The sequence below is a fragment of the Acidicapsa dinghuensis genome, assembly GCF_025685685.1.
GTDB lineage: Bacteria > Acidobacteriota > Terriglobia > Terriglobales > Acidobacteriaceae > Acidicapsa > Acidicapsa dinghuensis.
In genome coordinates this window covers 381128-394513 of sequence record NZ_JAGSYH010000005.1, presented here as the reverse complement: position 1 = coordinate 394513, position 13386 = coordinate 381128, and the positions used below count along the sequence as shown (strand labels likewise).

Annotated in this window: 6 protein-coding genes; 4 read left to right on the top strand and 2 right to left on the bottom strand. The window is 54.9% G+C overall.

The genetic code is table 11. From position 1 onward, the window contains the following. Positions 1-36 precede the first annotated feature (36 nt). Positions 37-1491, bottom strand: a complete 1455-nt coding sequence (locus tag OHL22_RS16515) for a hypothetical protein (RefSeq protein WP_263339714.1) — start codon at positions 1489-1491, stop codon at positions 37-39. Between the two features lie 248 nt (positions 1492-1739). On the opposite strand from OHL22_RS16515, the gene OHL22_RS16510 reads away from it, so the two are divergent. The 3 genes from OHL22_RS16510 (at position 1740) to OHL22_RS16500 (ending at position 11019) form a co-directional block, all read left to right on the top strand. Further along, on the top strand, positions 1740-5090 hold the full coding sequence (locus OHL22_RS16510) for a carboxypeptidase regulatory-like domain-containing protein (protein WP_263339711.1): 3351 nt from the start codon (positions 1740-1742) through the stop codon (positions 5088-5090). 737 nt (positions 5091-5827) lie between these two features. Next, positions 5828-9688 carry a carboxypeptidase regulatory-like domain-containing protein gene (locus OHL22_RS16505; RefSeq protein ID WP_263339709.1) on the top strand — a complete coding sequence of 1287 codons (3861 nt, stop codon included), beginning with the start codon at positions 5828-5830 and terminating at the stop codon, positions 9686-9688. Positions 9689-9864: 176 nt separating this feature from the next. Next, on the top strand, positions 9865-11019 hold the full coding sequence (locus OHL22_RS16500; protein ID WP_263339707.1) for a tetratricopeptide repeat protein: 1155 nt from the start codon (positions 9865-9867) through the stop codon (positions 11017-11019). 8 nt (positions 11020-11027) lie between these two features. On the opposite strand, the gene OHL22_RS16495 is transcribed toward OHL22_RS16500, so the two are convergent. Next, positions 11028-11975 (bottom strand): tetratricopeptide repeat protein, encoded by a 948-nt coding sequence (locus tag OHL22_RS16495; RefSeq protein WP_263339704.1) that lies wholly within the window; start codon positions 11973-11975, stop codon positions 11028-11030. A gap of 193 nt (positions 11976-12168) precedes the next feature. Between OHL22_RS16495 and OHL22_RS16490 the strand changes: the two genes are divergently transcribed. After that, positions 12169-13212, top strand: coding sequence for an arabinan endo-1,5-alpha-L-arabinosidase (locus tag OHL22_RS16490; protein WP_263339702.1), 1044 nt, complete (start codon positions 12169-12171; stop codon positions 13210-13212). Positions 13213-13386 lie beyond the last annotated feature (174 nt).

Genomic DNA, 13386 nt, shown 5'->3' with positions numbered 1-13386 from the left:
GTATCGCGGATCCCCTTCGTAATTCTGCGCCAGCTATTATTGCGCTTGCGGAATGCCGATTCGTTCAAGTACCAGGCTTGGTGCGGATGCATTTGTAGCCACGTTTTCAGCTTTGATGAGCAGCTCAAACGGTTGAAGTTCTCCGTTAGAAGCTCGAGCCCGCTGCAGCGTCGGCGCCATTAGCGAAGAATTCAACAAGAATGAGGCCGCGGCCTCTGTGCCTGCGGTGTTTAAACCCGCAACAATCACAACGTGGCCATCGTTGTTGAGGTTTGGCAGGAAAGCAATGATGCCAAAGGTTTGGTCCTCATGCCCGGCAGTGCTGTAGAGAGTGTTCTCGCCTGCACGTGGATGCAGATTCACGAACCCGGATGGCTTACCCGGATCGGGATCGAAACAGAAGCTAAAGTATAACTGAGGCCGGAACAATTCTAGCCAGGGATTTGCCTCTTCGGAACCTATAAGGATGGCGTTGCTCGTACGCAGGTCTTCCATTCGCATATCGCGCGCGTATTGGACCTTCATGCGTTCCGGCACTACTTCTCGCAACTGTGCCAGGCGGGCGACAAAATTCAGATCCACAACGTTGGTGAAGCGACGGCCGCCCAGCTTGAGAATCTCAGCTGCATCCACGGCGTTTTCAATACCGGCTGTGGTCCGATAGCTTCCATTGACGTACTTGCTGAGTGGCACTGGACGCTGGATCAGGCGCTGCATTATGACCAGGCCGACATCGGAAGGAACGATAAACGTATCTCGATCCGCGGTGAATATCTGAGACCAGAGTTTGTGCGATGCTGCATCTTCGCTGGAGGCGATCTGCCGTGCGTGCCCGAGAAACTCGACGCCCGCACCCAGAAGAATGCCTATTAGCAGCGACACGAGGATCCACAGGCTGATTCGCGGCGATCGAGCGTTTGCATGCAAGGCGGCATGTGCGGCAGCCGGGCCGGACGGTAAAGGGGACTCAGTGGTAGCCGGCGTCTGGGGCTCAATGAATTCAATGGATACAGCATCCCTTCTCTGTGCCGAGATAGCGGACTCCTCAGCTTTTGTCTCTACGGGACTTTTGACGGCACTTGAGAAGATTGGCGTATAGCCGCCGCGTGGGATCTGGAGAAGCAGCGGTTCGGAGCAGCCCTCAGTTGCGAAGTATTCGTCGATCCGTTTGCGCAGATTCCGCGCGTAGCTGCGAACGATATTGTCCTCGTTGGAGTCATATCCCTCGGCTCTGCCAAAGACTAGAACACCAATTTGTTGTTCAGTGATCTCGTCGGCGAGATCGCGAATATGGCGGTCAACGATATACAGGAGAAAATCGGCTAACAGTTTTGAGCGGCCAATGCTTTCGCTGGCTGCAATACGCTGCGCAAGCTGCCAGCGGGGATCTTCGGAGTGTTGATGATTCACGCCAGCAATCGACAGGCGTGGGGCAATACGTGCAGCCTTCGGAGGAAGCTCGAGGACTGGCAAGGCGCTTTTCGAATTCACAATACCTTCAGATTCTAGGTCGCCTTTATGAATGCTCCATCAATAGGGCCGGGCTCACCCGTGTACTCTCCGTGTGCGATTAGCGACGGAACGTGTTCATACTCCTGATTTTTCAGCAGATATCCCAGCAAGGAGACCGCCTGATCCGCACACAAGTAAACCCCTACCGCCGCACCTCTTTGTATCCAATACTCGGGGCAATAACTGCAGTTGGTACGAAGCAGATTCGTACTAAACAAGGAGAAGCAATGAAAGGCTTACCGGGGATATCAGCGCGCATCACCAGAAATAGCGTCCTAATCTATAAAGTTCCGATAGAACCATCCCATTTCCGAAACTGGCTGCTGTTCGCGATCCTTTTTCTGATTGCAAATGCCTCTTTTGCCCAAGGCATTACAGGATCGATCACCGGCACAGTCACCGACGCAAGCGGTAGCGCAGTCAGCGGAGCAACAGTTACCGTTCGCGAGGTCGATACGAATTTGATCCGTACAGTCACGACCTCAGATGTCGGATCGTACAGGGTTCCTCAGCTCGCAGCGGGAAACTACAGCGTGAAGGTAGAAGCCGCAGGGTTCGAAATTTTCCTGAAAGACAAGATCACCCTCGCGATCGATCAGGTCGCGGAGATCGACGCCAAGCTTTCGATCGGCTCCAGCACCCAGACGGTAAATGTCTCCGGCGACGCTCCGGTAATCCAGACTGAAACCTCGTCCGTTGGGCTGCTGGTCGACAGCTCCAGCATTCAAACTACTCCGCTCAACGGCCACGTCAGCATTCTGGGCCTCATCAGCCTGGTACCGGGTGTGCAGGATGTGGCGGCACAGGATCAGGTTCCCGTCCGCGGCGTAACGCTCGCCTTTGGCACTAACCAACGCAATGCTTATGGCGACGCAAACTTTACGTATGACGGCGTCATCAACGAGGAGATCGAACTGCAGAGAGGCGAAGGCGAAGTGCCCCCACTCGACGCGATTTCACAGTTCAAGGTCATCACTCAGGGAGCACCGGCCGAGTTCAATCAGGCCAACCAGACCATCATCGTCAGCGCGAGCGGTACCAACGCACTGCACGGCGAAGCCCTGGAATATAACCGCAGCCGCGGCACCGCGGCCAAAGCCTGGGAAGATCTGCCCGCATCGGAAGTTCCAGCGCGTCCGCCTTATCAGCGTAACGAGTATGGAGGCAACCTCAGCGGACCGATTTACATCCCTCACCTCTACAACGGCAAAGACCGCACCTTCTTCTTCGCCAGCTATGAAGGCTTCCATCTCACCCAATCGGTAACCCTCACCAGCACGCAACCTACCACCTCTGAGCGCGCCGGTGATTTTAGCTGCTTTTTAGCGGGCGGTAGCTGCGCGACCTCAACCGCGGGCACGGTGCTGAAAAATCCGGTGACGGGGCAGCCGTACCCAGGCAATATCATCGATCCCAGCACTACGCCGTTCAACTCCGTAGACGTGCAGCTGCAGAATTTGCTGATGCCTTTACCGACAACCTCGGGCACTGGCGTCAATACGATCGAGCTCGTTCCCCACACAACCGAAGTCTCGCGCTTCAATCTGCGGGTCGATCACAAGATCAGCGACCAGGATCAGATCCGTGGCACCTGGCTGCGTGCCTTTTACGGTCCATTCAAAGACGTGGCTAGCGAGGGCGCTGGATCGAGCCTCGCGGGCGGTGTAGCAATGGATGGCGAGCATAACGACATTTTCGTTGCCGGCTGGACGCACACCTTCTCTCCAACGCTTCTATTAGACAGCCAGATCTCCTATTTGCATCTGCCGCTCTATCGCACAGCGCAGAACTATAAGACAGATTTCTCATCGATTATTCCGGGCCTGGGCTCCCAGATTCTCGAAGGCGCGCCCACCGTTTCCATCACCAACATCACACCATTCTCCGAAGCCGGATCGAAAAATCTGGAGCAGACCTACCAAGGCAACACAGCACTGACCAAGGTCTTTCCCAGGCACACCATCAAGGCAGGATTTTCCTACCTGTATAACGACTCCTGGCAGCAAAGCGCCGAGTCACATGGATCCTTCGGCTTCAACGGGGAATACACGGGCATTGCCTTTGCCGACTTTCTGCTAGGTTATCCCGCCACTACCGGCACCGCGAATCCGCTTGACTTCACGGTGCGTTTCAACTCGAGCCAATATGGCATGTACATCCAGGACGACTGGAAGCCGTTCCGGAACCTCACTCTCAACTACGGAATCCGTTATGACTTTCAGCGGTTCCATGACAATCCTTACGGCACTGAGTCGCTCTTCGTGCCTAGCATCGGCAAGGTTGTCGTATTTGGAGACGTCTACCCGGCAAGTGCGGAGCAGGCGTATATCCCGGACACTGTGCTTTCCACCTCGGTTGGTCTGCCAAACAATATGTACGCGTACCTGGGACAGGCCATGACCAACGTCGCTCCGCGTTTCGGGTTTGCCTATCAGATCGATCCTAAGACGGTCATTCGCGGCGCAGTAGGCCAATACTACAATCTTCTGCCCTCGTCCTACATGGATACGGGTTTCAGCAATCTCCCCTTTGTCACTCAGCTCACTTACACCAACACCAAATCGCCAACCCTTACGATGAACGCTCCGTTCGCGGCTACGGCTTCCGTTCCCGCCAATCCCGCCGTTGAGGCGCAGCACAAGACCGAGACGCCCTACACCGAACAATGGAATCTAGCGATTGAGCGGCAGCTGCCGGGTTCGGTGGATCTGCGTGTCGGCTACATTGGCCAGCGCACGATTCACCAGAACAACTCGGGCGGCCCCGGCAATACTATGCCCGACCTCAACTATGCGGCTCCGGGAGACTATACCGAACAGTCGCAACGGCCCTATCAACCCTTCTCGACCATCTCCTATCAGATCGATCCGATCTTTCACACCACCACCAATTCACTGCAAGTAGGTGTTCACAAACAGTACAAGCAGGGATTGATGATCAACGCGGAGTACCAGTGGATTCGCGTCCTGGGTGTGGAGAACTTCGAGAACCCGACCAACGTTGGCGACTCATACGGCAATATCTCCAGCATCACCCCACAGGTACTCATGGTTAACTACGCCTATGACTTCCCGCTCGGCCGAGGCAAGCTTCTCTTGGGAAACGCGACCGGTCTTGTCGACAAGATCATCAGCGGATGGCAGTTGGCCGGCTTCACTGCTTTCGAAAGTGGGCAGCCATTCTCGGTAACCTATACCGCTCCAGGCAGCCAGATATACGGAGCGAGCGGCCGCGCCAATCGCGTTCTCGGCGTGCCTATCTATCCGGCTCATCAAACCCATGCGGAATGGTTCAATCCTGCGGCTTTCACTGCGCCGCCTGCTTACACCTTCGGCACCTCGGGCTACAACATGCTCTGGGGGCCGCATTATCAGGACTGGGACATGGATCTGGAAAAGACCATTACATTTGCTGACCGCTACAGGGTTCAGTTTCGGGGCGATGTCTTTAACGTTGCCAACCATCCGAACTTCAGCGTTCCCAGTGCCTCCATCAGCAATCCTGCATCTGAAGGCGTTATCTCATCCGTAGTGAACGAAAACCGTACGATTGAGTTCGGCGCAAAGTTCAACTTCTAACAAACGGTTAGTGGTCGCAAAGATGCCGCATGCCGGAGCACAGCGTCTCCCGGCGTGCGGCATCTTTGCGTCATTCACCTCACACACCCGAAATCCATAAATGCAGAAAAGCAAGATCAATGCACGCGCTCGAAGAATCGCAATCCCACAAGATTCGATGGAGTCAATGAGTTGACGCATCTCCTGCCACGAAGAGATTTTGAGATTGACATCCACACGCGGGACTTGCGGCCTGCAGATCCCTTTATGTAATCCGGCTGCAGTCCAGCATCAGGATTCTCCATAGCGAAAAATTGCGCAATCTTCTCGCCTCTCTGGCCGGTTGACTTGTACACCTATTCCTCGAAGATTCGACAAATAGCGCTCCTGTTCATACAGAAGTGGGCAAGAGCGATGTCGATTTTGTTTTGGTGCGGGGCTGAAAATCGATGGCTCCCCGGACAATTTCGCTCCTATTGAAAGAACAGCACAGAACGATACATCTCGTGTTTCTCACATCAGATATAGTGTTGGCCTTCAGCCAGGGAACAACGGCTCACCGTTGTATTCCTGACAGGCACATCTCCAGTTCATTGACAATGAATCGAATTTGGAGTTAACGTTTTCTGGCAATTACGTGGCCATAAACGGCAACAATGAACACGTACGTAGAAATAAAACCTGCCAGGATGAAAGCGTTTTCCGCAGGGAAAGTGAACAGCCGTACCGAATTCACTGAAGCACTTGGAGACGCCAAAATGTTTACAAATGCAAGAGGCTCCTTTCGCGGATTATTGCTGGTCTTGATTGCCGGCATTACCGCTACTGATCTCATCTCCCAAACCTCAAGCGGCGCCATCGCTGGAAACATCCAGGACACGAGCGGAGCGGTCGTTCCTAACGTAACCGTCACCGCGACCAACGATGCCACTCACACCGCCAGTACGACCAAGTCCACTTCGGCTGGCGCTTACAGATTTTCTGCTCTCCCGTTGGGCACATATACGGTTACTGCCGCGTCTTCCGGCTTTTCTACTGCCACGGAGACCGGCGTGATTGTGCAGATCAACGGCATCACGGCGTTGGACATTCAACTTTCCCCGGGTGAGGTCAATCAAACCGTCACCGTAGATGCCAGTGGTCTGCGCATTGAAACTGAGTCTTCCGAGATCGACGGCACCATCTCGAATAAGCAGATCGAAGACCTTCCGCTGTCGCTTGCTTCGGGCGTCGGCGGCCTGCGCTCGCCGGAGACTTTCGTGTTTCTTCTGCCAGGTACTACCGGCCCCGGCAGCGGTACCTCAGGCAATACCGGCAACGGTGTGTTCTTCTCACGCCTCTCTGGAGGCCAGGCATATGGCGGCGAGGTCCTGCTCGACGGCGCCAGTATCCAACGCAGTGAAAATGGCTCCTCTTTCGACGAAACCTCGCCCTCTATCGAGGCTCTACAGGAGTTCAAAGTCACTACTTCCACGCCTTCCGCAGAATTCGGACGCACCACCTCCGGCATAGAGAGCTTTGCTACCAAGAACGGCACCAACGATTTTCACGGCACTGCTTACACTATCGTCAAGAACCGCGTTTTCGACGCCAATAACTGGTTCAACGACGGCTATACGGTACAGGACTGCCAGGGCATCTCCGAAATCAACTGTCCGTACAGTAAGCCGCAGGACAGCAAGTATGACTACGGCTTAGTTTTCGATGGTCCTGTCTGGATTCCTCATGTGTGGAACGGCCACGACAAATCCTTCTTCCTGTTTGCGTGGGAGAAATACAAGTTCACTCCTGGCGGTGTGATTATCTCGACAGTGCCAACTGCTGCGGAGCGCACGGGCGACTTCAGTGACATTCTTGGCGGATACGCGCCGGGCGGAACGCCCTATAACGGACAAAATGTATTGTTGAATCCGTGCACAGGCCTACCCGTGCAGTTCAACCAGATCTATGATCCACGGACTACGGTTCAAATTAGCCCGGGGGTATTTTGCCGTACGCCGTTTGACAACAACGCGGTTCCATCCGCGCTCTTCAGCACCACGGCGGCAGCGCTATCCAAAGGTTTACCCCTGCCGAATCAGGCGCCCCAGAGCACGGACGTGTATGGCTACATAGGCAATTATGCCTATACAGGCGTTGCTCCGAATGACAACACGACCTATACGATTCGTATCGATCAGAACCTTGGCCAGCGGAATAAGATATTCGCCACATACAATACGCGTCAGAACTCCAAGTTAACTGGAACGCCGGATTTCCCGGAGCCGTTTAATAACAATGGATACGTTCAGACATTCACGACACATTATGGCCGCGGGGGCTGGGATTTCACCATCGCACCCAATTGGCTGAACCATCTCAATGTTGGCTACAACCGCACGAACAGCGTGAACCTGTCCTCGGAGTTCAATACACCGGATACAGCCGCCGCTGCAGGGCTTGCGAATGACTATTCCAAGTTCTATCCGTTCATCTCGTTTCCTAGTCCTGATGCTCCTTCGAACTGGGGTCAACAGCAGAATGGCATCAATATCGACAACGGCCTTCGCCTCAACGATATTGTGAGCTGGCTGAAGGGCAGACATAGCATTCGCTTCGGCGTGGACTACCGGCATCAGGCTTACTCAACCAACTTGTATAACGTGGACAACTTTAACTTCTACCGTGACCAGACGGCGGGCGTTAGCAATACCTGCTGCTTCTCGGGCAATCCGTTTGCCAGCTTCTTGCTGGGCGAAGTGGGTGAGGGCGGCCAGACTGTATATAACGTGAATCCACGTTGGGAGTCCTGGTATGCGGCAGGCTTCATTCAGGACGACATCAAGGTCAGCAACAATCTGACCATCAATGTGGGCTTACGGTATGATGTCGATCTACCGCGGCATGAAGGGCACAACCGGACATCGGATTTCAGCTTCACGGCTCCAGATGCGGCGGCGGGTAATTTGCCGGGCGCGCTAGTCTTTGGCACTAACTGCAACTGCAATACGGCATGGGCGGATGCCTGGTACAAAGATCTTGCTCCGCGTATCGGCTTTGCCTATGTGCTTCCGGGCTCTAACGGCAAGGTGGCTTTGCGAGGCGGCGGAGCTATTATCTACGGTCCTCTGCAGTACAACGATTTTGGCGGTAGCATGCTGCAGGGCTACAACATCAGCAAGAGCGTCGCGCTGGGCGGCACGGCTACGCAAGGCGGCGCCTTCACGCCGGCGTTCCGGCTCGACACTGCCGCGCCGGCCGACCCGCAAAACTCCAATGTCGGTTTCCCCAATTACAGCTATGCGCCCAACACTGATCCTACGCAACTGACGGCCGTGAATGGCCCAGGCACGTTCACTCCTGTTGCGGGTGATCTTATCCTGGCGAGGGACGGCCGTCCTTCCATGACCAGCAATTGGAGTCTTCAGCTACAGGATCAGATTGCGCAGGATCTTATCTTCTCGCTCGGTTATATCGGCCAGGCAGCGCAGAATCTTCGCTCTGGCTTCCTGACCAACTTCAACAACATCTCCTCAGCTGACTTCGCTCTTGGCGATCTGCTGAACAACCCGCAGTACAACATTCCTCTGGGCGGTACCAGCAATGGATACAATGCTCCCTACTCAACCTTCACAGGCACTATCGGCCAGTCGATCCGGCCTTTCCCGCAGTATGACTACATTGCGGACGATTGCTGCCTGGAGAACCTAGGCCACTCCACGTATAACGCCATGGTGGTTTCGCTGGAACGCCGTTTCCGCGATGGGTTCAATCTGCAAGCCTCTTACACATGGTCGAAGATCCTTACAGATGCCGATTCTCTAATTCCTTTCAGCTATACGAGTAACAATCAGCGCGAACAGGCGCAGTACTCCTCGCAACTGAAAGGGGACAAGGCTGTCAGCGTTCAGGATTTAACGCATCAGTTCTCGCTGAGCTACCTCTATCAACTACCTCTGGGACATGGACGTAAGTGGCTCAACCAAAACCGCGCTTTGGATCTCATCGCCGGTGGTTGGGAAATTGGCGCCATTCAGCGGTATTCCAGCGGGCAGCCGATCGATTTCGGTTGTGCAACCGGTATTCCGTACTACCAGAACTGCATGACATTCACCGCAGGGCCGGCCTCTGTCAATGGAACGAATTTTGCGAGCGACGCTTACAAGTCCAAGAAGAACGGCCCCAGCGTCTTTAATGGAGAATCATGGTTCAAGCCCGCGTACCGCGTGGCTGGTACAAATGGTTCTTCGGACCCCGGCGTTCCGATGTCGCAGGCAGCTTTCGTAGACCAGAACAGAGAAGGAGTCGACTGGCCGCGTCCCTTCACCGCGGGTTGCGGAACGCCGGCCGCACCTTGCTCCTTCGCTCCATTCGCCTTCGGCAATATCTCTCGCGTTACCGAGGCCATCACCGGTCCGAAGTATCTGGCTGAGGACGTTAGCCTGCTGAAGGACTTCCGTATTACAGAAAAAGTCACGTTCCAGCTCAAGGGCGAGGCTTTCGATCTCCTCAACCGGCATCGGATGGGTTTGCCAGATCTTTCGCCGACCGATTCTTCGCAGAGCACCGGTTTCGGTATTCCTACAGCCGTAGACTATGGTCCGCGTAATTTGCAAGTTTCGGGCCGCGTAACTTTCTAACTAATCATCATCGGCGGAGACAGCAAGATGCTGTCTCCGCTTTTATCTTTGATTCTCTTGCTATCATTCCCGAGTCAAACGGGAAGGGGCTGCTGCTAGCTTTGAATTCTCGGCTACAGGCAGTAGAGCGAGCCTGTTGAACAAGCTGACTTATTCCTGCTCTATAACGAGATCCTATGCATGGTTCGTGTCCTCACCGTTTTCTCGTACTACTTGTTCTTGCCGGACTAGGGGTTGCGGCCTATGCCCAAACCAACCCAACCCTAGCTCGCGCGAAGCATCTTCGCTCGCAGCACAAGCCCGCCGAAGCCGCTACGCTTCTCCGCCCTTACATTGAACAGCACCCCAACGATACTTCCGCTCTTGTCCTGTTCGGCAATGCGCTGCTCGACCTCCATCAGACGGATGAAGCCGGCGAAGCCTTCGCTCGCGCTCTCGCTTCTGCGCCCAACTCTATTCCAGCTAACCTCGCCTCGGGCGAGCTTTTACTCTCTCAGCATCATGACCCTGAGGCCATGGATCGCTTCGAAACCATCCTCGCGCAAGATACGCATCACATTGTCGCCCGCAAAGGAGAAATCGCTGCCGCCACCGAACTCGCCGTCGCCAGCCGCCGTGACAATCATCCTGAGCGCGCGCTCGTTGCCCTGCGTCATGCCTGCGAAAAACTTCCCGATTCATCCGAGCTACAGCTGGACCGCGGCCTTCAGGCGTTCGAGCTTAATCAGTTCGCGGAAGCCGACGAAGCTCTACATGCCGCACAGAAACTCGCTCCCGCCAACCTCACGATTGTTTACGCGCTTGCTCGCCTTGAAACGCAACAACAACACATGCCCGTAGCGGAACGCGACTACAAAACTTATCTCGCGGCCCATCCAAACGACGCAACAGCACATTACGGCCTCGGATACGTCTACGCCATGCTCCTACGTACCGAAGACGCTCGCAGCGAGTTCGAAACATCCGTCCGCCTGCAGCCTCAGCAGACCGAGTCCTACTATCAGCTTGGGCAGATTGCTCTCGAGGCACATCACGATGACGAAGCCAAGTCATTTTTTGAGCACGTACTCGCCCGCGATCCCAATCATGCAGGCGCGCTCACTGGCCTCGGCGAGCTTGCGTTTCGCAATAAGGACTATGCCACCGCTGAGCAGCTTCTCGCCCATGCCGAAAAATCCGCCCCCACCTATACTCGCCCGCACTACTATCGCGGACTCTCTCTGGCCCGCTTAGGCCGCAATGAAGAAGCCCAGCAAGAACTGCAGCATGTCGATGGCCACACGCAGGCTATCCTGCCATCTCCAGTGAATACACCGCAGCCCCAGCCTTAGGCTTCCGTTTAATTCTGGCTATGCTTTCCGTAGAGTGATTTGCTGATCTCAAATTCTGAGCGCGCTTTATCCTTTTGCCCAGATGCTCGATACGCGCGGCCTAATTCGAAGTGCGTCTTGGGATCGTTGGGAGCAAGATCAACTGCGAGTTGCAGTTCGCGAATGCCACGCGCTGAATTTTCGTTGGCGACCAAAGCCATACCCAATTTTTCATGCGCCCATGACGATTTCGGATCGAATTCCACAGCTCTTTCGAGAAAGGGCTGCGCGTCGGCTTCGCGAGACTGATCGAGAAGAAATATTCCCAAGTCAAGATAAGGCCATGGATCGTGCAGGTCGCGCTCTTTTGCCCATTGCACAGCAGTGCGCAGGGCTTCTTCGGCCCTCTGCGGATTGTTAAGCGCGTCGTAGGTGAGCCCAAGATTCTCCTCAGCCTTCAGATGCGTGGGATCGAGCGCCAACACCTTGAGATAAGTCTTTTCCGCATCTGAGAAGAGGTTTTGGGTATAGAGACAACGGCCTAGGCTGTAGAGAGCGTCTGTATTGTTGGGTTCCATACCGAGAGCCACACGGAGCCAGCGTATGGCATCGTCGTAGTCATCGAGCAACACATAATCGAGGGCGACGGATCGTAGCTGCGCAACATTGGGCTTCTGGATCTGCGCGGCACGGGTGTAGGTTTCGAGAGACTCGCGAGGCTTGTTCTGCTGGCGCAGAACGAGTGCGAGCTCATAGAGTGTGTCTGCTGATCGGGGATTCTGCTGAAGATTGGCGCGAAGGCGCGCTTCCGTGTCTGCCAGCGCTGAGTCAGGCTGCGCGGAGGTTTCACGACCGAGCGGAACGCCGCCTGGCTGTGATGTTCTTGCAGGCGCCTGCTGCGAAAAGACCGGATAAGTCACGGCGATCAGCAGAAACACCAGTGCTGCTCGAGTGAACTGGAAGCACCACAAGGTCATTAACCTATTCCGTCGCATCACAAAGCGCAATCCCAAGCGCCGATCCAAAGCGTCAACTGAAAGCACCAACATCGATAAGCTATGTATAGTACAACTGCGTGCGTTGCGGAAATTCTACCGCTGACATCGTTTGGCAGATTGTTTTCGCATCTGAATCGTACGGACGACCGGAGGCAGGAGAAGTTCCGTGCGCATGTCGTTCTGGATTGCCGTACTTATTTCGTTGATCCCGCAACAGGCGGCTCTGCATTCGCCGGATCCGAGAGCGCTTTCACTGAGCGGCGACTATGTTGGCGTTCATGATCCATCGATTGGCCGCGACGGCGACAACTACTATGTTTTCGCGACAAGCCGCGCGCCGGACGGAGGACAGTTCGCCATCCGTTGCTCCCATAACCTGACGGAGTGGGAGCTCTGTGGCCACGTCTTTGATTCCATCCCAGAGTGGATTCAGAAAACGAGCCCTGGCACAAAGAATCTTTGGGCGCCGGATATTTCTTTCTTCCATGGGAAGTATCACCTTTACTATGCTTACTCACTTTTTGGACGGAATCTTTCCGGCATTGCACTTGCAACCAACCAAACGCTGGACCAAACGAGCCCTGAATATCGTTGGCAGGATAAGGGACTGGTTCTGCAATCCACTACATCCGATGACTTCAATGCGATCGACCCAAATATTGTACTCGATGAAAAAGGTATGCCGTGGCTGAGCTTCGGCAGCTTCTGGTCTGGCATCAAGATGCGCCGCATTGACCCAACCACCGGAAAGCTGGATGCTACCGACTCAAAGCTGTATTCTCTCGCCGCCCGGCAAAGACCGCAATATCCTCAGCCGCAGAAATCCGGATTGCCTGCGGACTGGCAAGCGATTGAAGCACCGTTCATCGTACGCCATGGCGGATTCTATTATCTCTTTGTCTCGTTCGATCTGTGCTGCCGCGGCACGCATAGCACTTATCGCACGATGGTCGGTCGTTCGCGCACGGTCACAGGACCATATGTGGATCGCGAGGGCAGGGAAATGGCGCAGGGAGGCGGCAGTGAGCTGCTGACGGCAAATAGTCGCTGGCTTGGGCCAGGTGGAGAGTCCGTGTTGCTGCGTCCGGAGGGCGACTTGATTGTCTTTCACGCATACGATGCCGCGACCGGCAAGCCAGCGCTGCAGATTTCTACCCTCGCTTGGAGAAATGGCTGGCCAGAAGCGGCGCTCGGTATGACGGGAGAGGCAAAATAGTCGGCGTCGGGGCCAGCAAATATTGCCGGGTGGCATTGAGCGTGCTTGCCTCAACCGGCGATTACACATGCGCGTCATTCTGCAATTCCTCGCAAAATTGAGCAGGTGAAAGCCACCGGTTTTCGGTTTCGAGCCCGGTCCAGTGAACATCAAGCAACTTTTTTTCGTAGCTAG

Coding starts and splice junctions, on each gene's coding strand:
- OHL22_RS16510 (WP_263339711.1), top strand. CDS start 1,740: ATGAAAGGCTTACCGGGGATATCAGCGCGCATCACCAGAAATAGCGTC.
- OHL22_RS16505 (WP_263339709.1), top strand. CDS start 5,828: ATGTTTACAAATGCAAGAGGCTCCTTTCGCGGATTATTGCTGGTCTTG.
- OHL22_RS16500 (WP_263339707.1), top strand. CDS start 9,865: ATGCATGGTTCGTGTCCTCACCGTTTTCTCGTACTACTTGTTCTTGCC.
- OHL22_RS16495 (WP_263339704.1), bottom strand. CDS start 11,975: ATGACCTTGTGGTGCTTCCAGTTCACTCGAGCAGCACTGGTGTTTCTG.
- OHL22_RS16490 (WP_263339702.1), top strand. CDS start 12,169: ATGTCGTTCTGGATTGCCGTACTTATTTCGTTGATCCCGCAACAGGCG.